Annotated in this window: 33 protein-coding genes; 31 read left to right on the top strand and 2 right to left on the bottom strand. The window is 60.5% G+C overall.

Translation table 11 applies throughout. The features are described from left to right. Nucleotides 1-70: 70 nt before the first annotated feature. The 14 genes from ABIE28_RS03345 (at nucleotide 71) to ABIE28_RS03280 (ending at nucleotide 6,811) form a co-directional block, all read left to right on the top strand. Nucleotides 71-280, top strand: coding sequence for a hypothetical protein (locus tag ABIE28_RS03345; protein ID WP_354060116.1), 210 nt, complete (start codon nucleotides 71-73; stop codon nucleotides 278-280). Next, nucleotides 277-672 (top strand): recombination protein NinB, encoded by a 396-nt coding sequence (locus ABIE28_RS03340; RefSeq protein ID WP_354060114.1) that lies wholly within the window; start codon nucleotides 277-279, stop codon nucleotides 670-672. The genes ABIE28_RS03345 and ABIE28_RS03340 overlap by 4 nt, the downstream gene beginning before the upstream one ends. Continuing rightward, nucleotides 672-1,028, top strand: a complete 357-nt coding sequence (locus ABIE28_RS03335) for an ASCH domain-containing protein (RefSeq protein ID WP_354060113.1) — start codon at nucleotides 672-674, stop codon at nucleotides 1,026-1,028. Before ABIE28_RS03340 ends, ABIE28_RS03335 begins: the two co-directional genes overlap by 1 nt. Next, on the top strand, nucleotides 1,028-1,426 hold the full coding sequence (locus ABIE28_RS03330) for an HNH endonuclease signature motif containing protein (protein ID WP_354060111.1): 399 nt from the start codon (nucleotides 1,028-1,030) through the stop codon (nucleotides 1,424-1,426). Before ABIE28_RS03335 ends, ABIE28_RS03330 begins: the two co-directional genes overlap by 1 nt. Next, on the top strand, nucleotides 1,423-1,629 hold the full coding sequence (locus tag ABIE28_RS03325; RefSeq protein WP_354060109.1) for a hypothetical protein: 207 nt from the start codon (nucleotides 1,423-1,425) through the stop codon (nucleotides 1,627-1,629). The genes ABIE28_RS03330 and ABIE28_RS03325 overlap by 4 nt, the downstream gene beginning before the upstream one ends. Further along, nucleotides 1,626-2,435, top strand: coding sequence for a hypothetical protein (locus ABIE28_RS03320; RefSeq protein ID WP_354060107.1), 810 nt, complete (start codon nucleotides 1,626-1,628; stop codon nucleotides 2,433-2,435). The genes ABIE28_RS03325 and ABIE28_RS03320 overlap by 4 nt, the downstream gene beginning before the upstream one ends. A gap of 8 nt (nucleotides 2,436-2,443) precedes the next feature. After that, nucleotides 2,444-3,037 carry a Lar family restriction alleviation protein gene (locus ABIE28_RS03315; protein WP_354060105.1) on the top strand — a complete coding sequence of 198 codons (594 nt, stop codon included), beginning with the start codon at nucleotides 2,444-2,446 and terminating at the stop codon, nucleotides 3,035-3,037. Beyond that, a complete protein-coding gene (locus tag ABIE28_RS03310) occupies nucleotides 3,038-3,244 on the top strand; it encodes a hypothetical protein (protein WP_354060103.1) in 207 nt (68 codons plus the stop codon). After that, nucleotides 3,237-3,521, top strand: a complete 285-nt coding sequence (locus ABIE28_RS03305; protein WP_354060101.1) for a hypothetical protein — start codon at nucleotides 3,237-3,239, stop codon at nucleotides 3,519-3,521. The genes ABIE28_RS03310 and ABIE28_RS03305 overlap by 8 nt, the downstream gene beginning before the upstream one ends. Before the next feature lie 88 nt (nucleotides 3,522-3,609). Continuing rightward, nucleotides 3,610-3,897: a helix-turn-helix domain-containing protein gene (locus tag ABIE28_RS21125; RefSeq protein WP_502913355.1), complete on the top strand. Its 288-nt coding sequence runs from the start codon at nucleotides 3,610-3,612 to the stop codon at nucleotides 3,895-3,897. After that, nucleotides 3,783-4,823: a tyrosine-type recombinase/integrase gene (locus ABIE28_RS03295; RefSeq protein ID WP_502913424.1), complete on the top strand. Its 1,041-nt coding sequence runs from the start codon at nucleotides 3,783-3,785 to the stop codon at nucleotides 4,821-4,823. The genes ABIE28_RS21125 and ABIE28_RS03295 overlap by 115 nt, the downstream gene beginning before the upstream one ends. A gap of 260 nt (nucleotides 4,824-5,083) precedes the next feature. Next, the gene (locus tag ABIE28_RS03290; RefSeq protein ID WP_354060097.1) at nucleotides 5,084-5,260 is read left to right on the top strand and encodes a hypothetical protein; all 177 of its coding nucleotides are present in this window, start codon (nucleotides 5,084-5,086) and stop codon (nucleotides 5,258-5,260) included. Between the two features lie 49 nt (nucleotides 5,261-5,309). Then, complete coding sequence (locus ABIE28_RS03285) at nucleotides 5,310-5,612, top strand: hypothetical protein (RefSeq protein WP_354060095.1); 303 nt, start codon at nucleotides 5,310-5,312, stop codon at nucleotides 5,610-5,612. Nucleotides 5,613-5,830: 218 nt separating this feature from the next. After that, nucleotides 5,831-6,811 carry a LysR family transcriptional regulator gene (locus ABIE28_RS03280; RefSeq protein ID WP_354060093.1) on the top strand — a complete coding sequence of 327 codons (981 nt, stop codon included), beginning with the start codon at nucleotides 5,831-5,833 and terminating at the stop codon, nucleotides 6,809-6,811. Here the strand turns inward: ABIE28_RS03280 and ABIE28_RS03275 are convergent. After that, a complete protein-coding gene (locus ABIE28_RS03275) occupies nucleotides 6,808-7,584 on the bottom strand; it encodes an ABC transporter ATP-binding protein (protein WP_354060091.1) in 777 nt (258 codons plus the stop codon). The two genes, ABIE28_RS03280 and ABIE28_RS03275, sit on opposite strands and share 4 nt — an antisense overlap. Before the next feature lie 247 nt (nucleotides 7,585-7,831). Here ABIE28_RS03275 and ABIE28_RS03270 point away from each other — a divergent pair, with 247 nt between their 5' ends. The 10 genes from ABIE28_RS03270 (at nucleotide 7,832) to ABIE28_RS03225 (ending at nucleotide 17,201) form a co-directional block, all read left to right on the top strand. Beyond that, nucleotides 7,832-8,257, top strand: coding sequence for a cupredoxin domain-containing protein (locus tag ABIE28_RS03270; RefSeq protein ID WP_354060089.1), 426 nt, complete (start codon nucleotides 7,832-7,834; stop codon nucleotides 8,255-8,257). 41 nt (nucleotides 8,258-8,298) lie between these two features. Continuing rightward, nucleotides 8,299-9,243, top strand: a complete 945-nt coding sequence (locus ABIE28_RS03265; RefSeq protein WP_354060087.1) for a PQQ-dependent catabolism-associated beta-propeller protein — start codon at nucleotides 8,299-8,301, stop codon at nucleotides 9,241-9,243. Next, nucleotides 9,236-10,402: a type 1 periplasmic-binding domain-containing protein gene (locus tag ABIE28_RS03260; RefSeq protein WP_354060085.1), complete on the top strand. Its 1,167-nt coding sequence runs from the start codon at nucleotides 9,236-9,238 to the stop codon at nucleotides 10,400-10,402. Before ABIE28_RS03265 ends, ABIE28_RS03260 begins: the two co-directional genes overlap by 8 nt. After that, nucleotides 10,393-11,205: a lanthanide ABC transporter permease protein PedC gene (locus ABIE28_RS03255; RefSeq protein ID WP_354060083.1), complete on the top strand. Its 813-nt coding sequence runs from the start codon at nucleotides 10,393-10,395 to the stop codon at nucleotides 11,203-11,205. The genes ABIE28_RS03260 and ABIE28_RS03255 overlap by 10 nt, the downstream gene beginning before the upstream one ends. Before the next feature lie 115 nt (nucleotides 11,206-11,320). After that, nucleotides 11,321-12,742, top strand: coding sequence for a sensor histidine kinase (locus ABIE28_RS03250; RefSeq protein WP_354060082.1), 1,422 nt, complete (start codon nucleotides 11,321-11,323; stop codon nucleotides 12,740-12,742). Then, nucleotides 12,739-13,410: a response regulator transcription factor gene (locus ABIE28_RS03245; protein WP_354060080.1), complete on the top strand. Its 672-nt coding sequence runs from the start codon at nucleotides 12,739-12,741 to the stop codon at nucleotides 13,408-13,410. Before ABIE28_RS03250 ends, ABIE28_RS03245 begins: the two co-directional genes overlap by 4 nt. 106 nt (nucleotides 13,411-13,516) lie before the next feature. Beyond that, nucleotides 13,517-13,705 carry a hypothetical protein gene (locus ABIE28_RS03240; RefSeq protein WP_354060078.1) on the top strand — a complete coding sequence of 63 codons (189 nt, stop codon included), beginning with the start codon at nucleotides 13,517-13,519 and terminating at the stop codon, nucleotides 13,703-13,705. 590 nt (nucleotides 13,706-14,295) lie between these two features. Beyond that, on the top strand, nucleotides 14,296-14,694 hold the full coding sequence (locus tag ABIE28_RS03235; protein ID WP_354060076.1) for a hypothetical protein: 399 nt from the start codon (nucleotides 14,296-14,298) through the stop codon (nucleotides 14,692-14,694). Between the two features lie 53 nt (nucleotides 14,695-14,747). Next, the gene (locus ABIE28_RS03230) at nucleotides 14,748-15,371 is read left to right on the top strand and encodes a QcrA and Rieske domain-containing protein (RefSeq protein ID WP_354060075.1); all 624 of its coding nucleotides are present in this window, start codon (nucleotides 14,748-14,750) and stop codon (nucleotides 15,369-15,371) included. 27 nt (nucleotides 15,372-15,398) lie between these two features. Continuing rightward, nucleotides 15,399-17,201, top strand: a complete 1,803-nt coding sequence (locus tag ABIE28_RS03225; RefSeq protein WP_354060073.1) for a pyrroloquinoline quinone-dependent dehydrogenase — start codon at nucleotides 15,399-15,401, stop codon at nucleotides 17,199-17,201. Nucleotides 17,202-17,249: 48 nt separating this feature from the next. Here the strand turns inward: ABIE28_RS03225 and ABIE28_RS03220 are convergent, their stop codons facing one another. Further along, on the bottom strand, nucleotides 17,250-17,765 hold the full coding sequence (locus tag ABIE28_RS03220; RefSeq protein WP_354060071.1) for a thermonuclease family protein: 516 nt from the start codon (nucleotides 17,763-17,765) through the stop codon (nucleotides 17,250-17,252). A 56-nt stretch (nucleotides 17,766-17,821) separates the two neighbouring features. On the opposite strand from ABIE28_RS03220, the gene ABIE28_RS03215 reads away from it, so the two are divergent. The 7 genes from ABIE28_RS03215 to ABIE28_RS03185 all read left to right on the top strand — a co-directional run bounded on the left by ABIE28_RS03215 (nucleotide 17,822) and on the right by ABIE28_RS03185 (nucleotide 25,775). Next, the gene (locus ABIE28_RS03215) at nucleotides 17,822-18,532 is read left to right on the top strand and encodes a hypothetical protein (protein ID WP_354060069.1); all 711 of its coding nucleotides are present in this window, start codon (nucleotides 17,822-17,824) and stop codon (nucleotides 18,530-18,532) included. Further along, nucleotides 18,532-19,338 carry a pentapeptide repeat-containing protein gene (locus tag ABIE28_RS03210; protein WP_354060067.1) on the top strand — a complete coding sequence of 269 codons (807 nt, stop codon included), beginning with the start codon at nucleotides 18,532-18,534 and terminating at the stop codon, nucleotides 19,336-19,338. Before ABIE28_RS03215 ends, ABIE28_RS03210 begins: the two co-directional genes overlap by 1 nt. 253 nt (nucleotides 19,339-19,591) lie before the next feature. Continuing rightward, nucleotides 19,592-21,232 carry a TIGR04028 family ABC transporter substrate-binding protein gene (locus ABIE28_RS03205; protein WP_502913354.1) on the top strand — a complete coding sequence of 547 codons (1,641 nt, stop codon included), beginning with the start codon at nucleotides 19,592-19,594 and terminating at the stop codon, nucleotides 21,230-21,232. A 73-nt stretch (nucleotides 21,233-21,305) separates the two neighbouring features. Further along, the gene (locus tag ABIE28_RS03200; protein ID WP_354060066.1) at nucleotides 21,306-22,250 is read left to right on the top strand and encodes an ABC transporter permease; all 945 of its coding nucleotides are present in this window, start codon (nucleotides 21,306-21,308) and stop codon (nucleotides 22,248-22,250) included. Beyond that, the gene (locus tag ABIE28_RS03195) at nucleotides 22,247-23,095 is read left to right on the top strand and encodes an ABC transporter permease (RefSeq protein ID WP_354060064.1); all 849 of its coding nucleotides are present in this window, start codon (nucleotides 22,247-22,249) and stop codon (nucleotides 23,093-23,095) included. The genes ABIE28_RS03200 and ABIE28_RS03195 overlap by 4 nt, the downstream gene beginning before the upstream one ends. Continuing rightward, nucleotides 23,092-24,744 (top strand): dipeptide ABC transporter ATP-binding protein, encoded by a 1,653-nt coding sequence (locus tag ABIE28_RS03190; protein ID WP_354060062.1) that lies wholly within the window; start codon nucleotides 23,092-23,094, stop codon nucleotides 24,742-24,744. Before ABIE28_RS03195 ends, ABIE28_RS03190 begins: the two co-directional genes overlap by 4 nt. Further along, complete coding sequence (locus tag ABIE28_RS03185) at nucleotides 24,741-25,775, top strand: putative FMN-dependent luciferase-like monooxygenase (RefSeq protein ID WP_354060060.1); 1,035 nt, start codon at nucleotides 24,741-24,743, stop codon at nucleotides 25,773-25,775. The genes ABIE28_RS03190 and ABIE28_RS03185 overlap by 4 nt, the downstream gene beginning before the upstream one ends. The last annotated feature ends 12 nt before the right edge of the window (nucleotides 25,776-25,787 follow it).

Below are 25,787 nucleotides of genomic sequence, written 5' to 3'. Positions count from 1 at the left end.
CCACCCCCAAGGGACGGCGGGCTTGTGCCGAGAGGTGCAAGTGCTGACAAGGCAACCGCCGATTTTTTCGATGACCACCATAGCTGAAAGCGCCGACTTCATGACTGAAGTCCAACGCGCCTGCCGTGTGGCAAAGGACAGCAAGCTCACCCGCGACCTGTCGGCAGCTGCTCGCCTGATGGATAGCGCCCGCTTTGGGTTGCTGCCCGACGAGGCTCAGCAGGACTTGCACTTTGCCTATGCCGAAGCGGCGCAGGCTGTGACGGGGTTCGGAGCATGAGCCGCGCAACAGTGATCCTCAACGGTAAGAGCGACCGCGAAAAGGTCTGCCGCTGGGCCATGGGCGTTCCGGCCGGCACTCGCGTCGAGTTCAAAGAGGTCAAGCGCACCCTGCCCCAGAATGATCGCATGTGGGCCATGCTCACCGATCTTTCCCAGCAGGCAACCCTTGGCGGCAAACAGTTCGCGCCCGATCAGTGGAAGGTCATCTTCCTTCATGCACTCGGGCAGGAAATCCAGCTTCTCCCAAGCCTAGATGGCCGCACCTTCGTGCCATGGGGCCAGTCGTCATCCGATCTGACCAAGGACGAAATGACGGGTCTGATCGAGCTGATGTTCAAGTTCGGCGCCGAGCATGGCGTTCAGTTCCAAGATGATCGGGTGGCGGCATAATGGTCGCGTTCAATTTCCAGCCGCAGTTCGCAGCCGCAATCGAGAGCGGGGCCAAGCGCCAGACTATACGCCGATCCGCGCGCGCCAAGGTAGGCGACCGCTTGCAGCTCTATACGGGCCAGCGGACGAAGGCTTGCCGGAAGCTCGTGGACCCAGACCCCATTTGCACGATGGCGCACTACATCGCCCTTCGCCCGGATGGCATCACCTTCGGAAACGCCAGCTTGTTCCCAAGCGCCGACGAGTTCGCGCGTCAGGACGGCTTCAAGGACTATGCTGACATGCATGCTTGGTTCACCGAGCGCTACGAGACGGCGTATTTCGTCGGCGTCGTCATCGGCTGGGAGCCGAGCTGATGGCACGCTCAGTTCCCGAATGGATCGGCAAGACCGACGACAGCATGCCCGGCCAATTGGTCCGCGACCGTATAAGCGCCCAACAAGGTGATGCCTGCAAGTGCGGCCGCAAGTTCGGCCCCGGCGTTCGTGCGAACTGCGACCACATAGTGCCGCTGGCAGATGAAGGCGAGAACCGGGAGAGCAATCTCCAGATGCTCTGCAACTGGTGCCACGTCGAAAAGACCAGCGCCGAGGCGACGAGCCGAGCCAAGTCACGCCGCATTCGCGCCAAGCATCTGGGACTAGACCAAGCCACAAACAACCGGCGCCCCAGCTTCCAATCTGCGGGATTCCCTGCCCGTCCCAAGCAACGATCTGCCACACGCGAAATCATACATTGGAGCGAGCGCTCATGACCGACCCACGTCCCACAAACGACCAGATCGCAGACCTCATCCTGACCCAGACCTACGAGGAACGGGTTGATATCAGCGAGTACCTGGCAGATTGCGCGAAAAGCTGGGTGGAAGGCGGCGGCGAACTGGCCGACCTGGACTACAGCTATTTCGCCTCATTGCTTGCCGGATGGGCCGAGCAGCAACGGGATGCACGGTCATGACCTCTGATCGAGTATCTGACGAACGGCTGGCGGAGATGCTGGCGGGTGTTCGGAACCACGGCAGCGCGAAGCTTGCCACCATCTACACCGCTGACTACGAAAAAGCCCTCACCGAGCTCCAGCAGCGCCGATCTGTGACGGTAAGCGATGAGATGGTTCTGGCCGGGTGCCTGATAATTTATCCAGCGCTTTTCAGCCGGGGCTTCACGCCCCTCCCCGGCGACGGCCCCGCGACGCGACGAACGATCGATGAGACAATCAAAACCGTTACGTCGATCCTCACCGCCGCCCTCGTTCATGCTGAACAGGCCAGCGTGGAGTTCCGCTACAATGGCGAAGGCTATTCGGTTGCTGAGCCGGTAGCCCCCACCCCAGGCGGGGATAACCGGGTCGTGGCCACAATGCACGAGAGCGCCACAGAGACGATTTTCTCAAAGGGCGATGTGCCCAAGCTTATGGGGTTCACCTCTAGCCCGCTCGTCCCCCTGTCCCAGCTCCAGGCTGTGGAACGGGAAAGGGATGAGGCATGGGCCGCGCGCAACGAGAACGCCAAGCTCAAGGGCCAGCGTGACGCCGCTCTGGCGCGCATCAAGCAAATGCAGGACAGCAACAGCCGCATGGCCGAAGGCTGGTCGGCCCTCACCACCCGCGCCGAAACCGCCGAAGCCAGTCTTGCCGCGCTTGCGGAGTTTGTTCACCGCTGGACGTGGGTGAAGGAAGGCAACGGCACCTCAGACGCAGAACGCCTCGATGTTCTCAAACACTACCCACCTGTCGCCGCCCTTGCTGGGAGTGACCCAAAATGACCGGACCCATGACTGAAACAGCCAAGCTAGATGCGCTGAAGCCGTGCCCGTTCTGTGGGGGCACTGACATCAACACGGCTGGCCCTTGCTACACACAGTTCATGTGCAACGGTTGTGGCGTCAGCCAGTACGATCAGCCGGGCCATGCCGAGGCCATAACCGCATGGAACACCCGCGCCCTCTCTTTCTCCCGTCCAACAGTGATCGAACTGAAGATGACACCGATCACGGATGGCCTGCCGGTACGCGACGAGTTTCGCGGCGAGCAGACCATACTCACGTACTGCGACAAGGTCGGGACGTGGGACATATCTTTCATGGAAGCGGGTTGGGATGACTATGACGCGGGCTTTGCTCTCGGCGTGTCGCACTGGCTCGACATCACCAGTATGTGGCCCGGTGCAATTGCGCAGGTCCAAGCCCTCTCCTCGCTCTCCCCACCAACGGGAGGGTGGAAACTGGTCGGATACCTGAAGCCTGCGCATCCCGCAGCAGTGGAGCCGTTCTTTATCGACGCTGCCGCCCGTACCGAGGATTGGCAGAAGTCGGTTTTCTCTCAGCCGGTCTATACCCCTCTCCCCTCACCCCCGGAGGCTGAATAAATGGCGAAGCTGACACCAGACCAACGCGAGTTGCTGCGCTTCATCGACCACGAAGACGAGGGGCGGATGCCGGGATCAAAGCGAGATTATGCCGCGCTGCTGGCGGCACGGTATATCTACGAATGGGAGGATGGCGACTACCAGATGCACGTTCGCTCCACCCCTGCCGGTCGCACTGCCCTCACCAAGGAGAAGCAGGATGGGTAAGCTCACCGCAGTCGAACGTTCAGACTACGCAACGAAGCTGGTCAATCTTACCGACGAAGCCTTTGTCGCCGAGTGCTCTGACATGTGCTGGCTCTCGGCATTCGCCGGCAACAACCCGACCTCAAAATACCATTGCCAGGTTGACCTTTGCTATGACGAAGCGAAGCGCCGCGAGAAGCCTTGGCTCTATCAGCGGGGCTGGAACCAGTCTTACCGACTGGCTGGTCACACGCCTACTGAGGCCGACGAGCTAGCCGCCAAGGAGCCCACCCCATGAGAACGAACTGGAAGCACAAGGGGTTTGGGATCGTCCTAGCAGTAGGGGCTATCTATGGCATTGGGTATTGGGCTTGGGAGGTTTGGGGATGGTAGCCAGACCACATACGCCGGAGACGCTGGCAGATGTTTGGGGATGCTCCCCGAATCACATCCGCAACCTCGTTCGCCGCGGAGAATTGAAGGCCTTCCGACTTGGCCCCCGCCTTATTAGGATACCCGCCGCCGCGGTGGAGGAATTTGAACAATGTCAGACTATCGCATCGGAAGGCTCAACGGACGTTTCGTCGTCTCCTGGTGGGTCGATGGCAAGCGAAAGCGTTATCGTCTTGACGCACTCACGGCCAAGGATGCGGAGAGAGAAGCAATCGACGTAATCCGACAGGAGGTTGTCAGCGCCGAGCCCGTCACGGTGAAAATTCTCTGGGACATGTATCGCGAGGAAAAGAAGGAACGCCGGGTTGCGACCGCGATGAAGTTCGAGTGGAAGGCCATCGGGCCCCACTTTGGCCATCTGCGACCCGACCAAATCACGACCGACATCTGTAGGGCCTATACCGCCAAGCGCCGAGCGACCATGTTGCCGAGGGGCAAGGATGCGCCGCCGCGGCCTGTACACGACGGCACGATCTGGACCGAGCTGGGCCATTTGCGAACTGTGATGGTATGGGCGGCCAATCGAAAGCACCTCATTGCGAAGGCGCCGGACATCGAGCGGCCTCAAAAGCCCGCGGCGAAAGACCGATGGCTGACAGACGCTGAGATAGGGAAGCTTTTGGAAGCCAAGGCGGCGCCACACATTCGGCTCGCAATCCTGCTGATGCTTTCGACCGCGGCGCGCGTTGGTGCCGTTCTCGACCTGACATGGGATCGGGTGGACTTTGAAAGTGGCGTCATCAACCTTCGGGCATCCACAACGGGGCCGCGCAAAGGTCGGGCGGTCGTGCCCATGAACGCGGGGCTTAAGGCCGCGCTATCAGCCGCCAAGGAAGCCGCACTGACCGACTATGTTGTGGAGTGGGCTGGCGAACAGGTCGCCTCGATCAAGACCGGGTTCAATGCCGCGGTGAAGGACGCGGGACTGACCGGCGTTTCGCCTCACGTATTGCGCCACACGGCGGCGGTGCATCTCGCGGTCGCGGGCACGCCAATGAGCCGAATCGCCCAATACCTTGGTCACACATCTACCGCGGTGACTGAGCGGGTTTATGCCAGGTTCGCACCGGAGCACTTGCGCGAGGAAGCCAACATACTAGATTTCACCAGCAAACCTCGCCTTGTCGGAACAAAGGGCGAAGGATGAGACAAAACGGTGTGCTCTCAGGTTCGTTGAACCTGTACAGCGGAACGCAAAATGAACATAGTGGCGCAAAGCCATATTGCGGAGTGCTTGATTGACGGTGTTGCGGGCGTTTCCGCATAGAGCGCTTTGCTCATAACGGTCTGGTTGGGGGTTCAAGTCCCTCCGCGCCCACCATTTTCCCTTGCGCTTGGCCGCTTGGGCATGCCTTCTGGCAACAAATTGTATCCCCCATGCTGCCGCGCCAAAACCAGGAGAGACCAATGCCAAACGACAAACAGCACGACGAAAAGGTACGCTTGGCCGGGTGGACCGCCGGCGCCTCCGAGCAGGACAAGAGCACCAATCCCCATCGCGGCAAGAAGAACGACGACGAAGCCAATTGGGACCAGGCCTGGGAACAAGGCCATGCCGGCGAGGACTATAACGTCTGGGGCTAGTTCTGCCCGCAAGCGAACCGCCTCCCCTCCCTCATCAAGGTCAGTCCAGATGAAGCTCGCTTACCTGCCAATCGCCCTCATCATACTCACGTCCCCTGCCCACGCAGCTTTGTCCGGCTTTTATGACAGCGGCGAACAGATCGGCACCATTCTCGCCGACGCCAACGTCGCCGACGCCCTGCGGCAGGCGCCCATCGGCGCCATCACCAATTCCGGCACCCGCTCAGACGGCGCCATGGAATGGGAAATCCGCACCCAGGAATGCGACCTCATCGTCTACCTAAAATCCGTCCCACCGCAGGGCGTCGGCAAGACCACCTACGAAGTCGAAATCGGCAATAGCTGCGAGTAGTTCGACGCAGCGGTCTTCTGATTTTGATCTGTGCGTTTCACTCGGCCATCATCGGCTCAAACGCAACCCTAAATGGCCGTCAAATGGTGCAGGCCGCTTTCCGCAGTCGGCGGCCAAAACATTCTCAAACCGAGAAATATTAAACTTTGGACCCAAACCACTGCGACCAGTAGATTTTCCGTTGATATGTCCTATGCTGCCCCTCAGGGAGCAGTGCAGTGCAGGATATCACGCTTAAACAGCTGGAAATTTTCAACGCCGTGGTCGTGGCAGGATCGATCACCAAGGCATCCAGAAGAATCGACTTGTCGCAGCCTTCGATTTCGCAACAACTCGCCAGACTGGAAGAAAAACTCGGCTGCCAACTCATCGTCCGCAACCGGAGTGAAGCCATGCTGCTCACCCCTGCGGGCGATTATTGGTTTGCGATCAGCAATGAACTGCTCGACCGGCTCAAAACCGTGTTTGCCGAGCATGACCAGCGGTTCGTTAAGAACAGCCTGACACTACGCATGGGAATCACGCCCACACTGCGCGGCCGCCTCGTCTCGGAAGCGGCGCGAATTACCTCGACCCAGCCTGGCTTCATCAAGTTCGAAATCAAGTACGCCGAGACTTGCACCGAGCTCGTCAAGATGTTGCGGCTGCACCAACTCAATTGCGCCATCGTCAGCAACGACTCGCTGGTCGATCACCGCAACGCCTTCGCCATCACCAGCCTGTTCCATGACCCCGTCGCCTGGGCTGTGCCAATGTCGGTACCGTGCGACGAAGTTCGTCGGGCGCTGGCGGGCCGTGGGCAGGTCGACGTATCGGCTCCCATGCAGCATTTTGTCGATCTCGAACCGCAAATGCCGATGCGCAATGCCTCGCTTGAATGGTATCGCCACAAATTGCCAAAGGCCGCGCCGACCTATTCTGCCAGCACCTACCCTTTGGCGTTGGACATGGTCGCTGCTGGCCTCGCCACCGCGCATTGCCCGATGTCGCTACTGCCAAACCTCTCGGACTCAATCCACAAGATCGTCCGCTTCGTGCAGATCGATGGCATGACCAATGAGATGGTGCTGGCTATGCCGAAACACCTGATGTCCTTGCGTTCATACGCCCAGACCTACAACCAGATCGCCGATTTCTGCCGCACCGAATACGCCTCGGAAATGACCGTCAACGACAAGTGGCTGGTTCAGGTCGCTTAACTGTCTACCACCGCCTCGTCCGGACTTGGCGCGCTGCGGCTTCCGCCCGTCAGGCTCACATAGGCCTCGGCCAAGGTGGTGACACCTGCAGCGGCGACGACTTCGGCGGGCGTTCCCTCGATCACGACGCGTCCCTTGGCGATCAGGATAATCCGATCCGCTTGTGCCACTTCCTCGACAAGATGCGTCGCCCACAAAATGGCCGTGCCACGTTCGTCGCGTTCGCGCTGCATGTGCTGTACGAGCGCGTTCCGTGCCGTTGTATCCAGCCCCACGGAGGGCTCATCCATCAACAACAACCGCGGCTGATTGAGCAAAGCCCGCGCAATGTCCACCCGCCGCTGATTGCCTCCCGACAGCGTCCGCACCAACTGATCCAGTAAGTCGACGATATCGAGAAAACCCGCGACAGCCTCGATCCGCTCCTTCAGCCGTTTGCCCGAGAGACCAAAAAGCTGCCCGTGAAACCGCAGATTGGCGCTCGCGGACATGTCCAGGTCGAGCGAGCGCGCCTGGAACACCACGCCCAGCTGACGCAAGATAGCGCTGCTGTTGCGGCGATAGTCCATGTCGAATACCCGCACCGAACCATCGTCTGGCGCAAACAGCCCCGCCGCAATCTGGAACAAAGTGGACTTCCCGGCGCCATTGGGTCCGAGCAGGCCAACGATCTCGCCGCGCCCTATGGAGAAGTTCACCCCATCAAGCGCCAGCTGGTCGCCGTAAAATTTACTGACCTTCTCGAGGGCAATGGTGTTTTCAGACTGCTCCAACGCTGTTCTCGTGCCCCCGATGACGCCTATACCAATCCCGGCACTATATGCTTGAGTGGGGCTGCAGCGCATGCACGAATGTGTGGCGCACTGGTTTCAATAACAGGGCCGTCTAACACCCCTTGATATCGGGGAAGGCAATGTAACGTATTGAGGCTGAACGATTGCGGGAGACAATCGAAACCCCCAGGGTGGGTCTGCATTTAATTTTAAACCGGACTTAACCGGACTTTTGGGGAGAATTCTAATGCGTGGATTGAAGGCCATTCTGGCCTCGGTGCTTTTGATCGGTGCCGTTGCGGCGCCAGTGCAGGCAGCAGGTAACCTTGCCTCCAACGGGACGCGCCTCCCCGATCTGATGATCAATAGTGCAGACCTCACCTTTTCGGAAACCAGCTTCGAACTCGAGACCGGCAAGTACTACCGCTTCCGCATCGTCCATGACGGCGGCGAAGAACTAGCGATCATGGCACCAGAGCTGTTCCGCAATTCGTGGATCAATCAGGTCGTAATCAACGATCTCGAAGTAAAGCCTTTCGGCCTCTACAGCGTCGAGTTCGACGATGAAGGCACCATCGACATCTGGTTCGTGCCGATCCGTCCGGGCGAATACAAGTTCTGGGCAGCAGGCTATGAAGACCGCGGCCTGGCCGGCAAGTTTGTGGTGAACTGAAGATGATGAAGGCCCTTCTTCGCACAGCCCTGGCAACCGTTATGCTCGGTGTATCCGCAGCAGCAGCTATGGCTGCGGGGACGGGCCTGATCTTCGTGTCCAACGAGAAAAGCCACGAGGTGGTGGTGCTCGATAAGGACTACCAGATCGTCAAGCGCATCGAGACGTCGCGCCGCCCGCGCGATATGCATTTCAACGCTGACCGAACCCTGCTCTACGTCGCTTGCGGCGACGATGACGTCATCGACATCATCGACGTCGATACGCTCGAAGTGGTGGACAGCATTCCGACGGGCCCGAGCCCGGAAGTCTTTGCCTTCTCGCCCGATGAATCGCAGATCTTCGTGTCCAACGAAGAAGACTCGCGCCTCGAAATTATCGATGCTGCGACCCGCACCTCAATTGCAGACATCCCGACCGGTGCCGAGCCGGAAGGCGTTTTGGTCATGCCAGACGGCAAGACCGCCTATGTCACATCGGAAGTCGCCGACATGGTTCACGTGGTTGACGTGGCCACCGGCACCGTCACCAAAAACATTCTGGTCGGCACCCGTCCGCGCCGGTTCATCCTCACCCCAGATGGCTCCGAACTCTGGGTCAGCTGCGAACTCTCCAGCGAAATCTACGTCATCGACACCGCCACCAACGAGATCAAGGGCGACAGCCTAATCTTCGTGCCACCCGGTTTCCGCGAAGAAGACGTCACCCCCGTTGGCATGGCCATCACCAAGGATGGCAGCAAGGTGCTGCTGAGCCTGGGCCGGGCAAACCACATCGCCATCATCGACGCCGCGAGCCGCGAAGTGCTCAAATATGTGCTGGTCGGTCGGCGCGCTTGGTCCGTTGCACTGTCCAGCGACGAAAGCCTTGCCTTCGTAGCCAACGGACTATCGGACGATATTACGGTCGTCGATATGGCCAGCATGTCAGCCCTTCAGTCCATTCCGGTTGGCCGCGTGCCCCATTCGGTGGTGATCGATGACTAGCCGCTGGGCTCTTGCAACTTTGACGGTAACGCTGCTCACCAGCAGCGTTGCCGCCGCTCCGGTGACGGTCGGCTATCTCGGCCTGACCAATGACGTCCGCTACCACCCCGATGTCGTCTACACCCGCATCGAGATCGCCCCCGGCGGCAATCCGATCGACGGCGCCACCATGGGCGTTGAGGATTTGCGCGTCGTGTCCGATGCCGTCGGGCAAGAAGTCTCGCTCCACCATCAGGAAGCAGCCGACGCGCCGGCCCTCATCGCCAAGATCGAGGCAATGGTCGGCGCTGGCGAGAACTTCATCATTCTCGACCTCCCGGCCGACCTCGTCGATCAGGTGGCCGCCGCCACGACGGCGCTCCCGGTCACGCTGGTCAATGCCACGGCACCCGAGGATTATCTGCGCACGCGCTGCTATCCCAACCTGCTCCACACCGCAGCGTCAGACCGCATGAACTCCGACGCTCTGGTCCAGCTCCTGCGCACCCGCAACTGGACCAAAGTCCTCATGCTAGTCGGCCCGCACGAGCGCGACAGCGCACTTGCCACGTCCTTCCGCGCCTCCGCAGAACGCCTCCGACTGAACATCGTCGATGAACGCCAGTTCACGCTCTCGACCGACCCGGCGAACCGCGAGGCCAACAATACCCAGCTCATCACCGGTGGCGTCGATTACGATATCATCTATGTCGCCGACAGCGAGGGCGAGTACAGCCGCTACCTGCCATACGACACCCAGCTGGCGCGCCCCATCGTCGGTTCCACAGGTCTCGTCGCCAGCGAATGGCAGTGGGCATGGGATCGGGACGGATCGACGCAGGTCACAGTTCGCTTTGAAGACCTGACCGACGGCCGCCGCATGACCGGTCAGGACTGGGCGACTTGGATTGCCGCAAAATCCATCGTCACCGCCTATGCCAAGGCCCGTTCGGAAGACCCGGCCAAGATCGCCGAATATCTCCGTGGCAGCCGCCTCAAGATCGACGGCTCCAAGGGGGTTCAGCTCAATTTCCGCGAGTGGGATGGCCAGATGCGCATGCCGATTGTGCTCGCCACGCACAACGCCGTCATCGCCGAAGCGCCGCTCCCGGGCTTCCTGCACCAGTCGACGACACTTGACACTCTGGGCACTGACCAACCCGAGCATCAATGCCAATAACGCTACACCACCTCTGGCTGGGCCTGACTGCGATTGCATGGCGAGAGGTGGCGAAGTTCCTTCGGCAAACCGAGCGCCTGCTCTCAGCGCTCGTGCGCCCGGCTCTATGGCTACTGGTTTTCGCCACTGGCCTGCACGACCTGCTGGGTGTGTCGATCATTGCGCCCTATCGCACATACACCCCATATCAGGAATACATCCTGCCGGGCCTCGCCGGCATCGTCGTGCTGTTCCAGTGCATGCAATCGGCACTCTCGATGGTCTATGATCGTGAGGCTGGCGTCATGCGCGTGATGCTGGTGTCGCCCCTGCCCCGCGGCTATCTGCTCTTTGCCAAGATCATGGGCGCCACGATCCTGTCGGTCCTGCAGGTTTATGCCTTCCTGCTGCTCGCCCGCCTGTTTGGCTACCACTTCCCGCCATGGGGCGAACTCTACGTGCTGCCCGCCATCATCCTCTCGGGTTTAATGCTGGGCGCCATCGGCCTGCTGGTATCGGTATATACGCCCAAGATCGAAAACTTCGCCGGCATGATGAACTTCGTGGTCTTTCCGATGTTTTTCCTGTCCTCGGCGCTTTATCCGCTCTGGAAGCTCCGCGAGGCTGGCGCCGAGATCATCTACTACGCCTCTTTGGCCAATCCCTTCACCCACGCCGTCGAGTTGATGCGGTTTGCGGCCTACGGGCAGGTGAACTGGACCAGCCTCGCCGTCGTGGTCGGCGTCACCGTCGTCGCCTTCGTTCTAGCCACCCACGGCTACAATCCGCTGGCCGGCGCCATTCGTCGGGTAAAACGTGACTAACGCCCAGACTTCGCTTGCATGAACCCGGTCTGGTCCCGCATCCTCCCGCTATGAAGTTTGTCTCCACATTGGAGACAAAGAAGCCACATGACCAAAACTGCGGGGGCCCGAGTTCGTGAGCTGGAGTAAGATTTCGCTTATTCTGGCGAACCTGATTTGCCTCTTCGCCCTGATGGGAGCCTCGGTCTGGGTGCTCTATTCCGACGATCAAAATCAGGCGCAGATTCTACGGCTACAGGCGCAGCTTGAAAGCACCTTGGTGCTCGGTCAGGCCACTGGCCAATATGGCTCAGAACTCGCGCAAGTCCTCATGCTCGGTCGCGAGCAGCAAAACGATCTGCGCGCCGCACGGCTCGCCGTAGAACGCGCCTTCATCCGCCTATCGGCCACCGCCCGGGCGCAGGCTGTCGCCGCATCGAGCAACAGCCAGACCCGCGACTCCATCAAGGACATCGAAAACGCCCGCCGAATGCTTGAGCTCTATCACTCCATCGATCTGTCGGCCTCGCGCGCCATCGTACTCAACCGCGACCAGCGCACCGTCGAAGCACACCAGGTCTATGAGCGCGAAGTCGACTTCCGATTGTCGCGAGAGTTTGAAGCCCTGCTCGATGATGCCGAAAGCGACATCTATGCGAGGATCGACGCCGCCCGCGCCGAAAACCACTCCAAACGCGAACAGATCCTGATCGTCTGGGGCATCGCGGCGCTGGCCTCCATCGTCATGTGGCTGCTGACCACGAGAACCCTCCTACGCCCAACCGATCGCGCCTCCCATCCACTGACCCAGGCGCTCGAAAAAAGCGCCGAAGAGCTGCGCGAAACCAACCGCCGCCTGCGCGAGACCGACGCCAAGCGCTCCCAATTTCTGGCCGATGTCAGCCACGAACTGCGCACTCCCCTCACCATTCTTCGCGGCGAAGCCGATGTTGCCCTTTTGCCCAATGCGGCAGCTGGCGAACAACGCCAATCACTGGAACGCATCCAGGAACAGGCCGCAGACATGGGCCAACTGCTCGACGATCTGATTTCCTTCGCCCGCTCTGGCGAAGAGCAGCCGCTACAACTCGCACCCATCATGCTCGATGACCTGCTCGCTGCCAGCATGCAGGAGGCAGAAGCCCTCGCCGAGCCACGAGAAGTGGCGCTCGATCTCAAGTTGCCCGAAGGCACGGTCTGGGTGAACGCCGACATGCGCCGCCTCAAGCAGGCCCTGCTCATTGGTTTGGACAATGCCATCAATCACTCCCCGCCGGGCACTACGATAACCGGCTCGCTGGCCGTGACGCAGGCCGGGGCGGAAGTGCAAATCCAGGATCAGGGCCCCGGCATCACCGAACAGGACCAGCCTCACGTATTTGATCGCTTCTATCGCGGGCGCGACGGGCGGGCGTCGTCATTTGGCCTCGGCATCGGGCTAGCCATTGCAAAGAGCATTGTGGATCAACACTTAGGCACGATCACACTCACCAACCACGCCGGAGGTGGCGCTGTATTGACCATCGTATTGCCGAAGTGGGACGGAGCGACCCAATGAATATTCTTGTGGTCGAAGATGACCGCCGCATCGCCTCCTTCCTTGAGCGTGGCCTTGCTGCAGAGGGCTACCACGTCAGCGTCGAGCGCGATGGGCGCGACGGGCTGGAGCGCATCCGGGCTGACAGTTTCGATCTGGTGATTCTCGACCGCATGCTGCCCTATATCGACGGCATGGAGGTTTGCCGCGTCATTCGCGAAGAAAACCTGCCAACCCTGATCCTCATGCTCACCGCCAAGGATAGCCTGCAGGACAAGATCGAAGGGCTCAAGGGCGGCGCCGATGACTATATCAGCAAACCCTTCGCCTTCGACGAACTGCTGGCTCGCATTGTTGCCCTGCGCCGCCGCGGTGGCACCGAACAGCCCAAACTGCTGCGCGCTGGCGACATTGTGCTCGATGCGGCGGCCCATCGCGTGAGTAAAGCAGGCACTCCCCTCCAGTTGACGCTGAAAGAGTTCGAACTCCTCGCCTATCTCATGGTCAATGCCGACAAGGTGGTCAGTCGCCAGCGCCTGCTCAGCAGCGTCTGGGACTATGGCTATGATCCGGGCACCAAGATCGTCGACGTCTACATCCGCTATCTGCGCAAAAAGATCGACTCGGCCGACGCTCCTTCACTGATCCAGACTATTCGTGGAGTGGGCTACATGATGACGAGGCAGTGACCGATTCTATCCAAATTCTAACCAAGCGCTCAATTTCACCTCACCGACGTTCTCTATTATCCAAGCAGTTACCGGCAGGATTCCCTGCGACTGTAGAGTGCGCAAATTGGACGAATGGCCTCAAATCCGCTGCCCCCGCTTCGATGGGGAAAGCCTCGACCGCTACAACCAGCGCCGCATGCGTATTGTTGAAATCGTCAGCAATTTCCGGCGCGGCCAGTATCGCGGCGACGAAGCCGAGCGCATGGAAAATCTCCTCGTAACGCTGCGCGAACCCGAACTCGAATACCAGTAAAAAAAGCCTTCCAGCGGGGTGCTCTACCAGGCGCCCCGACTTAGACCGCCGACCAATAGCCCACACCGCGCCGTAAGCGATTTCAGTGGACTTTTCTGGCTCTGACGCCGCCAAGCCTTCCGGTTGCCAAGCAGCCCAATGGCCGGCCCGGGCCCCTTCCCAGCCTCACATCGCCAGCAAGCTCAAACACGCACCTCATTGGGAATAGCAATATTACCAATTGGAGCATCGCTGCGACAAAATGCTTAGCCTCCAACAACATGCCATGGCCAATTGGCAAGATCGCGGTGCAAGCGGATAGCGCTTGGACGGGTCTGAATTTGTTTCGGACACAACATGCGCAAGAGCGGCTTACGCGCTCAGCATCAAGTAGTCCTTATTCGAGGAGGGCTTTGAGGTAGTCGTTAGGTCTTGTCGCGCACAACTCAGCAACTATCGAAGACCCATATAACCGCCCCAATCAGCAAGGCGCTCCGACCAACCAATTATTCTCAAAACTCTTATTGCACGCCTCATTACTTGCAGCCCCGCTCATTTGCGTACTTCGCCTGCTGTTATTGAGACGCTTTTGAAAGGACGGTATTGCGACAATGCCCCAATCCAAAGTTCGATCTCTGCTTGCCACGTCCCTGTTTTTGGCTTTCACGCCAGCACTGCTTGCCAACCAGCTTGATATAGCCGGTACCTATGGCACCGACGCCGGCTGCGCCATCATCAACGGCGAGCGCTCGATCCCTGACGGCAAAGTCAGGGCACTCGGTGCCGACAAGGCCATCAATGATGAGGCGACCTGCACCTTTATCGAGCTGAGCGATCCAACCGTCGAAGATGGCAAGACCGTTTGGGAAGCAAATGTCGTGTGCGAGGCCGGTCACGAAGCAGCCGAGAACGGAACGCTCCGCATCTCGCTGCAGCAGGATCTCAAGTCGGTCGACATCAAGGTTCTTGAGGGCGCTGGCCCAAAAGGGAAGCTGAACCTCTGCCCCTGAGATCAGGGCATCTATTTCATTCCGTAAACGTGTGTTGTTGAGGAGCACCAGTTTTGAGCAGCGAGAAGACTAACGACAAAGAATTTGGTGAAGGGCAGCCCATCTGCCGTCTGGCTGCGAACTTCGGACGACGTGCCGTTCTTCAGGGTATGGCTGCAGCTGGTGGCATTGCCATGGCTGGCCAGGCGTTTGCGCAGGCCGCGGACGATTTGCCCGCCGACGAACTGCCGCCTCAGGTAGGCGACTTCATCACCATTCGTGAAGATGGCCGCCCGCTCGAAGTCAAAGATCTTCGCCCCGGCGTTAGCCCCAAGACGGCCTATGCCGTTTCGCCCGACGGCCTGATCCGCAACGGCGAGTTCATGAACACGCTCCTCGCGATCAAGTTCAATGATGCCGATCTGACCGACGAAGCAAAGACCCGCGCTGTTGAAGGCGTACTGGTTTACTCGGCCATCTGCACCCATGCCGGTTGCGAAGTGACCGGCTGGCTACGCGAAGAAAAGACCCTCGAGTGCCCATGCCACGGCTCGCATTTCGATCCCAAGAATAACGGCGCCGTTTTGTTCGGACCAGCGGGGCGCAAGCTTCCTCAGCTCGGCCTCGAAATCAAAGACGGTAAAATTATTGTCGCCTCCGTGTTCGACTCGCGGATCGGCGGCGACGAAACCATGTAATCGCATTTCATAGCGGGAGGTAATACTGTGAAGAAAACTGCAATACTGCAATCAAGTCTGGTTGCATTGATGATGGCATTGGCGATTGGCGCGCCAATGGCCGCCGATACCACCGCCGAGCGTCTGCTCGGTGCTGGTGCCGAGGCCGAAGACGCGAACTGGCTCATGGTCCACCGGACCTATGACAGCCATCGCTTCAGCCCACTGACGGAAATCAACAACGACAACGTCAAGGACCTGTCGCTGGCTTTCGTCACCACATTCGACAACGCATCGCGCGGTGGTCGTTATGCAAGTGCTCGTAACGAAGGCACGCCACTGGTCGAAGACGGCTTCATGTACGTCCAGTCCGGTTGGTCAGTCGTCTACAAGGTCGACGTTCGCGACGGCAATGTCGGCAAGATCATCTGGAAGTACGATCCTGAAGTCGATCGTGAATGGATCTCGGACGCCACCTGCTGCGGCGCTGAAAACCGCGGTATCGGCCTCTGGAATGGCGACGTTATTGGCCTGACCATGGACGGTCGCGTCTTCTCGCTGAGCAAGGACACTGGCGAAGTGAACTGGGAAGTCCAGCGCGCTGACCAGGACCGTGCTGAAAGCTTCACCGGCGCACCACTGATCGTTGGCGACACGGCCGTTTATGGCCCTGCTGGCGGTGAGTATGGTATCCGCGGCTGGCTCGAAGCTCTCGACCTCAAGACCGGTGAGCCCGTATGGCGCACGCATCTCATCCCCGGCCCCGGCGAACCAGGCTTTGAAACCTGGGACGGCCGCGATTGGGAAACAGGTGGTGCTTCCATCTGGCAGACCGGCAGCTACGATCCAGAAACCGGCATGATGTATTGGGGCACGGGTAACCCTGCTCCGCAGATCGACGCCGAATATCGTCCTGGCGACAACCTCTATGCATCGAGCATCGTGGCCATCAGTGCCAAGGACGGCGCGATCGACTGGCACTACCAGTTCACGCCAAACGACCCCTATGACTATGACGAAGTCGGCGACAACCAGCTGATCGACGTGCCCGGCGCAAACGGCGAAACCAGCAAGATGGTCGTCCGTGCTGCCCGTAACGGCTTCATGTACGGCTTCGACCGCATCGACGGCAAGCTGGCCTATGCCGAGCAGTATGTTGAAGACGTGTCCTGGACCACCGGCATCAACCTCGAAACCGGCAAGCCAAACGAGTACGATCCAGCAGCCCGTCTGCAGAAGTACATCGCCGGCACCGTTGGTTCGCGCGCTGGCGACGTCGGCATCTACTGCCCGACACTCGGCGGCGGCAAGAACTGGCAGCCAGCTGCCTACAACCCAGGCACCAAGCTGCTCTATGTCACCTCGGCAGAAGGCTGCTCGGCTTACGTTCCGGAAGAAGCACCAAATCCAACGATCACTGGCGGCGAATACAACGTTGTGACCGCTCAGCGTGAATGGAATGGCCGTCTTCCTGCCCCAGAAGGCACCGTAATGCCACAGGTGTTCACCGGTGGTTCGGTTATCGCAATCGACCCAATCAGCGGCGAAACCGTCAGCAAGGCAACCATGCCACGTCGTCTGAACGGCATGCTGACGACTGGTGGCGACCTCGTGTTCGGCTCGGGCTCGGACGGTTTCATCACCGCCTACAATGCCAAGTCGCTCGAAGTGGTCTGGAAGTTCAACGTGGGCACGTCCCTCGCTGGCCCTCCAATGAGCTACGCAGTCGATGGCAAGCAGTACATTGCAGTGCTCGCCGGTGCCGCACCGTCTGCCGCTGACCGTACGTCCTACCCACCGTCGGCGTTCTTCGTACCGACCGATCAGCTGTACGTTTTCGCGATCAACTAAGAAAATGAGGGTGGGCGTCTCTGGCGCCCACCTTTTCTATTTCGGGATTCACTGCTCGTTGAGATGGGTTTCTTCCCACTCCCAGGGCGGGGTGAATTCATCCGCGGCCCACAGGCCTACCCGGCCTGCCTGGGCCTCCTCTTCAAGGGCCACATAGTCTTCGGATTGCGGCCTGAACGCCATGGCCATACCTTGACGCACCAGCTCAGCAGCGAGGTCGAGATCGCCAATCGTGCACCGACCAAAACGCAGAACCCGACGTCGCAGATGCGGGTCCCGAACCTGCTCGCAGGTCACGGTCTGGTTCTCGACAAGCGCTTGCAGCGCCGCCATCGCCTCTACGCCACAGCCAAACGGCTGGCCGTCCTTCATGCACCATTGAATTCTGATCGGGGCATCGACACCATAGAGCGCGAACACCGTCTTGTTGATGGCCAGATGATCAGCCTCCACCACAACCGCCGGCCCCACTTCGGTTCTCAGCGGCGCGCTCAGTATCCCCTGTCCATGCGCTGTGCCCGCGAGCAACGAACATAGAAAAGTCAGACATGCCACGCGTTTCATTTTTATCCTCCGCAATTTCTAAAAGTATTTTTGTTCGCGTTGCGTCAGCAATAATCTTGTCCTGCGTCGCCACGAGCATTGTTCAATCTCAAGAACCAGCCGCCTTCCCCCACGACTTCCGTACTCTCGGCATCGGCCAGAATGCGGCCGATATTACCACCGAGGGTTATGATCGCTTCGCCTGCGGCGACAATGGCAATCTACCACTCCAGGCGCTATCTAATTGGTCTGAATACGCAAAATGCAAGCCCGATGAAAACGGGCTGCATGAGGTTGTCGTCGAATTTGGCAACAGCACCGAACGCATGTCCCAACTGTTCCACGAGCAATATAACGAAGAGCTTTGGCTGCAGCCGTTCGGCGGCACGCGCCTCGCCAACTTCCCGGTCGTGCTGTCGCTGCTGTTTGACGATGAAGGCGTATCGCGCGGCTTCCGTGCCGTAACGGACTCGCGCGCCGAAATGCGCGACCGCAACCGGGCATACCTGCTGCGCTTCCGCGTGTTCTCCCACTATGGTCCTGAGGAATGGAATTGCGATAGCTTTGAACCTCGCTTTGGCCGCACCCCTGTCGGCTCAAACTACGTCGATGAGATCTGCACCAAGACCGTCGATGGCAAATTCATTCGTGTCGAAGGCCATGCCTTCCGCAAACCCGGCCAGACAGGCGTCGACATCGCCGGCCATTTCCTGCCCGGCCAGTTCGAAAGCTCCACCAGATGGGAAGCGTGGGACGCGTCCTATCTCGCGGCAAGAGAGAACGATTAATGGCGCAGATGAACCGCACAGCCAGCAGCGCCATCGCCGCCTTCATCCTCCTGAGCGCGAGCATCACCACCGCACACGCCGATCCACTGCAGGACTTTCTCGCCGGCACAACCACCCGCTGCGTCGCCTGTGATTTCACCGGCGCCGATCTGAGCAAGGTCAGCCTGTCCGAAGGCGACTTCACGGATTCCATCTTTGACGGGCTGGACCTGAGCGGGCACAACCTCTCCAATTCCGGTTTCTACCGGGCCAGCCTGCAGCGCGTGAACCTGCAAGGTGCCGACCTGACCCATGCCGATTTCACCGACGCCAATCTCAGTAGCGCCAACCTGCAGGACACCACCGTCGATCAGGCCATCTTCTTCCGATCCAAACTTTCAAACGCCGTGCTCGATGGTGCGTCAGGGTTGGGCACCGTTTTCCGTCGCGCCGTAATGACCGGCGCCACGCTCAAAAACGCCAGCCTGCCCTTTAGCCAGTATGAAAACGCCCGCCTCAGCAACGTCAACGCCGCCGGCGCTGATCTCAAAGGCGCAACCTTCCACGGCGTGACCATGCAGCGCTTCAATCTGGAAGGCGGTAGCGTCGAAGGCGGCGATCTCTCTCAGGTCAACGCCCGCAACAGCAATTTCGCCGGCACGATCTTCAAAGGCGCCGACATGCTGCGCGCCGACTTGGTAAAGTCAGACCTCTCCAACGCCGATCTCAGCGGCACCAGACTCCTCGCCGCCAACCTGCGAGACACTAACCTCGAAGGCGCCAACTTCACCGGCGCCCTCATGCCAGATGCGTCCTGGCACGACTAGGTTGCCCACCGTAGTGCAAGGGCACCGGAAATCCTGACGGTCGCTGCGGGCAAAAAATGCTCGCAGCGACCGTCACCTTTGCCCGCTCGCTGCACAAATTTCCGACCAAACGAACTTCCATGGAAATATCGTCCGCGGGCACTGCGCTCTAATAGACGACCAATCTACTAGACATTGTTGAATAAAACTCGGCCGGGAGTACGCTCTTGGGATTGCTGGATCCCGAGCGCGATCCCTACCAAGAGGAATTGACGTGTCTTCACAAAAGGCGCTGCGGCGCATCGCAAAGTCGACCCTGGCCGCCCTGCTGCTGGCTGGCGTATCTGCCGCTGCCGTGGTGGCGCAGGATCAGCCCATTCAGGGCGGAACGCTGGTTTACCTCGAGCAGCAGCCGCACACCAACCTCTATCCACCGGCCGGCGGCTTTTATCCCAATAGCGGCATTCTCAACCAGATCACCGACAAGCTGACCTGGCAAAATCCAGAGACGCTCAAGAACGAGCCATGGATTGCCGAGAGCTGGGAGATCAATGCCGACGCTACCGAATATGTGTTCAAGCTGCGCCCCGGCGTGACCTTCTCGGACGGCACCCCGCTCGATGCGGCGGCCGTCGCCAAGAATTTCGACACCTACGGCCTGGGCAATAAAGAGCTCGGCTATCCGGTGGCTGAAGCCATCAACAATTACGACCACAGCGAAGTCATCGATCCGCAGACGATCAAGTTTGTGTTCAAGGCACCTGCTCCGGGCTTCCTGCAAGCAACCTCGGTGATCGGCTCGGGTCTGGTGACCCCCGCAACGCTTGACCTTCCTTATGCCGAACTCGGCGATGCCACCAAGATCATTGGCTCGGGCGCCTTCGTCGTTGAAAGCGAAGTGCTCGGTCAGAGCCTGAACCTCAAAGTCCGCGAGGACTATGACTGGGGTCCGGCAAGCCTTGCCCTTCAGGGTCGCGCTTATCTCGACGCCATCCAGTTCATCGTCACGCCGGAAGACAGCGTGCGCATCGGCGCTTTGCTGGCAGGACAGGCCGACGTCATCCGCCAGATTCAGGCCTATGACGAAGGCCAGGTCGAAGCGCAGAACTACGAAATCCTGTCCGCACCGACCCGTGGCGTGAACAACAACGTCGCCTTCCGTCCCGAAAATCCGCTGGTTCAGGATCTTGCAGTGCGTCAGGCCCTGACGGCCGCCACCAATAGCGCCGAAATCGTCTCGACCTTGTTCTCCTCGCACTATCCCAAGGCCACCTCTGTCATCGCATCGACGGCGTCGGGCTATGTCGATCTGTCCGACAAGCTGACCTTTGACCTCGACAAGGCAAAGTCCCTGCTCGATCAGGACGGCTGGGTGGTTGGTGCCGATGGTATCCGCGAAAAGGACGGCAAGAAGCTCGAACTCAATGTCTATGAGTCCCTGCCCCAGCCACAAAACCGCGCCACGCTGCAACTGCTGAGCCAGCAATGGGCTCTGGCCGGCGTGAAGCTCAACGTTCTGGCCGGCGATTCTGGCAGCGCTGCCACGGACAATCTTGATCCGCTGAAAACCCCGCTGCGCCCTGCCATGGTGGGCCGTGCCGATCCTGACGTGATCAAGTCCAACTTCTTCCCGACCAACCGTGACTCGCTGCTGCAAAAGGGTGGCAGCAATCCAAACGCGACTTGGGAAGATCCAAAATTGAACGCGCTGCTGCTCTCGATCGCTTCCGAGCCAGACTCCGCCAAGCGGCTGGAACTGACCGGCGAAGTGCAGGGCTACATTCTCGATCAGGCCTATGTGATCCCGATCTTTGAAGAGCCTCAGGTCTTTGCCGCAGCGCCTTACGTGCACGGCATCACCTTCGACGCAGTCGCTCGCCCTAGCTTCTACAACACGTGGCTATCGCCCCGCTAAGCGCCGGGATGAACCAAGCTGCCCGGCACACAATCTGCCGGGCAGCATCTCTTTTTGAAGGCTGGAACAGCGTATGACACGGATACTTGCGAGCCGAGTTGGACAGGCGGCCATTGTGCTGCTTTTGGCGTTCACAGCCTCCTTTTTGCTGCTGCAGGCGCTGCCCGGCGACGCTATCCTGATCAAGTACCAGAACCCGGAAATGGGTCTGACCCCCGAACAGATCGCGGAAATCCGCATTCTCTACGGCGCCGACGCCCCCATCTGGGTGCAGTATGGCAATACGCTGTGGAACTTCCTGCAGGGCAGCTTTGGCTATTCCGTACAGGCCGGCGTGCCCGTCAGCACGCTGCTCGCGACCAATCTCCCGCCAACGCTGCGCCTTGCCAGCCTCGCTCTGGTGCTCGCCGTATTCCTCGCTGGCGTCATCGCCTTTGCCGCCACCTTGGCGCCGTTTACCTGGCTGCGAAACCTGCTCGCATCGCTGCCGGCGCTGATGATTTCGGTGCCGGTGTTCTGGCTCGGCATCATGCTCATCCAGATCTTTTCGTTCCGGCTGCGGCTGGTGCCGATCATCAATCCATCCGAGTTTCAGGCGCTGATCCTTCCGGTCATCGCGCTCTCGGTGCCGATTGCCGCCCCACTGGCGCAAATCCTGCTGCGCAGTCTTGATGAGGTGCAGACGCAATCCTTTGTCAGCGTTGCGCGCGCCAAGGGCGCCAGCCGTTCCTGGGTGCTGTGGCGCCATGTCCTGCGCAACGCGCTGCTGCCGGTTCTGACCCTTGCCGGCGTGCTGTTCGGCGAACTGTTGGCCGGCGCCGTCGTCACCGAAACCGTGTTCGGCATCAATGGCTTGGGCCGTATCACCGAGCAGGCCGTCAGCAATCAGGATACCGCCGTATTGCAGGCCATCGTCATTCTCGCCGCGCTCGGCTTTGTCATCATCAACCTCTTGGTCGACCTCGTCGCGCCGCTGATCGATCCCCGCCTAAAAACCACGATCGGAGCCAGCGCATGAGCAGTCTCGATCTCGCCTCACCCCGCCGCGCCAATCTCGGCATGGGTCGCCTGCGACAGCTCAACATCACGCTGGCGCTGTCCTGGCTGATCATCTTTATCGCCATCGCCTGGGCCGTCGCGCCGGGCTTCTTCACCTCTTTTAGCGGAACGGTTGGCGTAGCCGGCGAGCAGTTGCGTGCGCCCGACGCCGTCCATTGGCTGGGCACCGACGAAATCGGCCGTGACGTTTTGGCCCGCATCATTTTTGGCGCAGGCAATTCATTGGCTGGCGCCGTGGTCGCCGTGGCCGTCGGGCTCGTCACCGGCACGGCACTCGGCCTGATTGCCGGCGCCACCGGCGGCCGCACCGACGCGTTCATCATGCGCATCGTCGATGTACTGCTCTCGGTTCCGGGCCTGCTGCTGCAGCTGTCGATCATCATTATCCTGGGCTTTGGCACGGTGAACGTCGCCATCGCCGTCGGCGTCACCACCGTCGCCAGCTTTGCCCGGCTGATGCGCTCCGAAGTTATCCGCGTGCGCCGCGCCGACTATGTAGAAGCCGCTTTCGGCAGCGGCGGACGCTTTGCCGCCGTGCTGTGGCGCCACGTGCTGCCCAATTCTCTGGGCACCATCATCGCCTATGCCGCGCTGCAATTTGGCAGCGCCATCCTCGCCATTTCGACCCTTGGTTTTCTCGGCTATGGCGCGCCACCGCCAACGCCCGAATGGGGCCAGCTGATCGCCGAAGGCCGCAAGTATCTGACCGCCGCCTGGTGGCTCACGGCCTATCCCGGCCTCGCCGTCATTCTCGTCGTGCTCGCCACCAACCGGATTAGCCAATCGCTGCGGAGAAAGTCATGACCATCCCGTTCCCGACGCCGCCCGTTCCCGTCCTCGCCGTCGAGGGCCTGATGTTGGCTTACCAGCAAGCCGACGGTTGGCGCCGCGTGGTTGAGGATGTCTCCTTCACTGTCGGCGCCGGTGAAGTGGTGGCGCTGGTCGGCGAGTCCGGCTCGGGCAAGACAACGACCGCCCAGGCCGTCATTGGGCTCTTGCCCGACAACGGCCGTCGCGAAAGCGGCAGCATCAAACTCAATGGCACCGACATTTCCCTGTGGTCCGGTCGACGCCTCGACGCCATCCGCGGCAAGGCAATCAGCTTGGTCCCGCAGGACCCGGGCTCCTCGCTCAATCCGGTGCTGACCATAGGCACCCAGGTCGGCGAAATCCTGCGCCTCCATGGCGAGCGCAACGGCAAGGCCCGCAAGGAACGTGTCCTCGAATTGCTCACCCGCGTCGGCCTCAGCGATCCCGCCCTGCGCTATGACCAATATCCGCATGAGCTGTCCGGCGGCATGAAGCAGCGCGTGCTGATCGCCATCGCCGTCGCGCTGCGCCCCGCCTTGATCATCGCCGACGAGCCGACGTCCGCGCTCGATGTGACCGTGCAACGCCGCATTCTCGATCTGATCGACGAACTGCGCGCCGAGTTCGGCACCTCGGTGCTTTTGGTAACGCATGATCTGGGCGTCGCCTCCGACCGAGCCGACCGCATCGTCGTGCTCAAAAGCGGTCGCATCCAGGAACAAGGCCTGGCCGAAACCGTGCTGAGCAATCCGAGCAGCGATTACACCAGACAGCTTTTGTCCGACGTGCCCGCGCTGGCGCCGCTCACCCTGCGCTTGCTGCCCACGCAAACCAAACCCGCCATTACGGTCAGCAATCTGCTGCAGGACTTCACCGTCACCGGCAAACCGTTCCGCGCGGTCGATGACGTGTCGTTCAGCGTCGCGGCCGGCACCACCCATGCGCTGGTCGGCGAATCCGGTTCGGGCAAAACCACCACTGCGCGCAGCGTCGTGGGCTTCCAGCGCCCAACCTCTGGCACCGTCACCGTCGAGGGCACCGAGATTTCGGCCCTGTCTGGCGAAACGCTGCGCCAGTTCCGCCGCAACGTGCAGTTCGTCTACCAGAACCCCTTCGCCTCGCTCGACCCACGCCAGAGCGTCGGCCAGATCATTGGCGAACCGCTGCGCAATTTCGAGCGCCTCGGCAAGAATGAGCGCGACGACCGCGTCCGCTCGATCCTCGGTAAGGTCGGCCTGCCCTCCGATACGCTCGACCGTGCCGCCCGCGCCCTCTCCGGTGGTCAGCGCCAGCGTGTTGCCATCGCCCGCGCCCTCATCCTTGAGCCGCGCGTTCTGGTACTCGACGAAGCCGTGTCTGCGCTCGACGTTACCGTGCAGGCGCAAATCCTGCGCCTCCTCAACGACCTGCAGCAGCAGCTCGGCATCACCTATCTGTTCGTCACGCACGATCTCGCCGTTGTCCGCCAGCTGGCCCACACCGTCACGGTCATGCAGGCCGGTCGCGTTGTTGAAACCGGCACCGTCAACGACGTTTTCACCCAGCCAAAAGCCCAATATTCGCGCGACCTCATCGCCGCGATCCCCGGACAGCGCCTCCCCAGCGCCGCCAATGTCCTCCAATATGCAGGAGCCGCCGAATGACCACCAACCCCAAGCGTCTGGGCTTTTTTACCCGCCTTCTCGACGATGCGACGCCGGCCGAGCGTTACCGTCTGGCCACCGAGCAGATCGTCAAAGCCGAGGAACAGGGCTTTGATGCCGCCTGGGTAGCGCAGCACCATTTCAACCACGATGAAGGCGGTCTGCCCTCACCATTCGTTTTCCTCAGCCATGTCGCCGCGCGCACGTCGCGCATTCGCCTCGGCACCGGCATCGTCACCCTGCCGCTCGAAGCCCCGCTCCGGGTTGCCGAAGACGCCGTGGTGTTTGACCTGCTGAGCAACGGCCGGTTTGAGCTTGGCGTCGGCAGCGGCGGCACGCCATCCTCGTTCACCGCCTTTGGCCTCGACAATTCCCAGCGCGGCGCCATCCATGGCGCCAATCTCAATATCGTCCGCAATGCCTTTGCCGGCGCCGATGTCGGTGGCGGCAATCACCTCTACCCAGAGGGGAAAAGCCTCCTCAACCGCATCTGGCAGGCAACCTTTTCGGTCGATGGCGGTCGCCGCGCCGGTCTCGCCGGTGATGGCCTAATGCTGTCGCGCACCCAGCCACGCAGTCCCGACAATCCAGATGCCAGCCTTGCTGAACTGCAGAACCCGATCATCGACGCCTATCTGGCGGCGCTCCCATCGGGTGTCGAGCCGCGCATTCTCGCCTCCCGCACGCTGTTCGTAGCCGATGATCGCGCAACCGCCCTCAAATGGGCCGAAATCGGCCTACGCCGTGTCGCCAGCAAGTTCGCCAGCACCGGCCACCTGCTGACCAGTGATCGGCTCGAAGACCTGATCCGCACGCTCGATACCCATGTCGGGGAACCGCAGGACGTCATCGCAACCCTTGCCGAAGACACCACGCTCGGCCGGGTCACCGACATCTCGTTCCAGGTCCACTCGGTCGATCCCCCGCACGAGCTGATCCTGCGCTCGCTCGAACTCACCGCCCAACAGGTCGCGCCCGCTTTGGGCTGGCGTGATCACTGTCCCACGCCCCGCATCGCCATCGCCCGCTAATTTCTCCAAAAA

Source organism: Devosia sp. 2618 (genome assembly GCF_040546815.1).
Classification (GTDB): Bacteria; Pseudomonadota; Alphaproteobacteria; order Rhizobiales; family Devosiaceae; genus Devosia.
Note: the sequence above shows the minus strand (reverse complement) of the source record. Positions and strands in the feature narration are given on the sequence as shown.

Bases quoted from the DNA above. Each gene is read 5' to 3' on its own strand.
- ABIE28_RS21125 (WP_502913355.1), top strand. From the start codon at position 3,610: ATGGTAGCCAGACCACATACGCCGGAGACGCTGGCAGATGTTTGGGGA.
- ABIE28_RS03345 (WP_354060116.1), top strand. From the start codon at position 71: ATGACCACCATAGCTGAAAGCGCCGACTTCATGACTGAAGTCCAACGC.
- ABIE28_RS03260 (WP_354060085.1), top strand. From the start codon at position 9,236: ATGACTAGCCGCTGGGCTCTTGCAACTTTGACGGTAACGCTGCTCACC.
- ABIE28_RS03290 (WP_354060097.1), top strand. From the start codon at position 5,084: ATGCCAAACGACAAACAGCACGACGAAAAGGTACGCTTGGCCGGGTGG.
- ABIE28_RS03310 (WP_354060103.1), top strand. From the start codon at position 3,038: ATGGCGAAGCTGACACCAGACCAACGCGAGTTGCTGCGCTTCATCGAC.
- ABIE28_RS03305 (WP_354060101.1), top strand. From the start codon at position 3,237: ATGGGTAAGCTCACCGCAGTCGAACGTTCAGACTACGCAACGAAGCTG.
- ABIE28_RS03245 (WP_354060080.1), top strand. From the start codon at position 12,739: ATGAATATTCTTGTGGTCGAAGATGACCGCCGCATCGCCTCCTTCCTT.
- ABIE28_RS03190 (WP_354060062.1), top strand. From the start codon at position 23,092: ATGACCATCCCGTTCCCGACGCCGCCCGTTCCCGTCCTCGCCGTCGAG.
- ABIE28_RS03185 (WP_354060060.1), top strand. From the start codon at position 24,741: ATGACCACCAACCCCAAGCGTCTGGGCTTTTTTACCCGCCTTCTCGAC.
- ABIE28_RS03320 (WP_354060107.1), top strand. From the start codon at position 1,626: ATGACCTCTGATCGAGTATCTGACGAACGGCTGGCGGAGATGCTGGCG.
- ABIE28_RS03285 (WP_354060095.1), top strand. From the start codon at position 5,310: ATGAAGCTCGCTTACCTGCCAATCGCCCTCATCATACTCACGTCCCCT.
- ABIE28_RS03340 (WP_354060114.1), top strand. From the start codon at position 277: ATGAGCCGCGCAACAGTGATCCTCAACGGTAAGAGCGACCGCGAAAAG.
- ABIE28_RS03255 (WP_354060083.1), top strand. From the start codon at position 10,393: ATGCCAATAACGCTACACCACCTCTGGCTGGGCCTGACTGCGATTGCA.
- ABIE28_RS03220 (WP_354060071.1), bottom strand. From the start codon at position 17,765: ATGAAACGCGTGGCATGTCTGACTTTTCTATGTTCGTTGCTCGCGGGC.
- ABIE28_RS03235 (WP_354060076.1), top strand. From the start codon at position 14,296: ATGCCCCAATCCAAAGTTCGATCTCTGCTTGCCACGTCCCTGTTTTTG.
- ABIE28_RS03210 (WP_354060067.1), top strand. From the start codon at position 18,532: ATGGCGCAGATGAACCGCACAGCCAGCAGCGCCATCGCCGCCTTCATC.
- ABIE28_RS03330 (WP_354060111.1), top strand. From the start codon at position 1,028: ATGGCACGCTCAGTTCCCGAATGGATCGGCAAGACCGACGACAGCATG.
- ABIE28_RS03265 (WP_354060087.1), top strand. From the start codon at position 8,299: ATGCTCGGTGTATCCGCAGCAGCAGCTATGGCTGCGGGGACGGGCCTG.
- ABIE28_RS03325 (WP_354060109.1), top strand. From the start codon at position 1,423: ATGACCGACCCACGTCCCACAAACGACCAGATCGCAGACCTCATCCTG.
- ABIE28_RS03335 (WP_354060113.1), top strand. From the start codon at position 672: ATGGTCGCGTTCAATTTCCAGCCGCAGTTCGCAGCCGCAATCGAGAGC.
- ABIE28_RS03315 (WP_354060105.1), top strand. From the start codon at position 2,444: ATGACTGAAACAGCCAAGCTAGATGCGCTGAAGCCGTGCCCGTTCTGT.
- ABIE28_RS03200 (WP_354060066.1), top strand. From the start codon at position 21,306: ATGACACGGATACTTGCGAGCCGAGTTGGACAGGCGGCCATTGTGCTG.
- ABIE28_RS03195 (WP_354060064.1), top strand. From the start codon at position 22,247: ATGAGCAGTCTCGATCTCGCCTCACCCCGCCGCGCCAATCTCGGCATG.
- ABIE28_RS03270 (WP_354060089.1), top strand. From the start codon at position 7,832: ATGCGTGGATTGAAGGCCATTCTGGCCTCGGTGCTTTTGATCGGTGCC.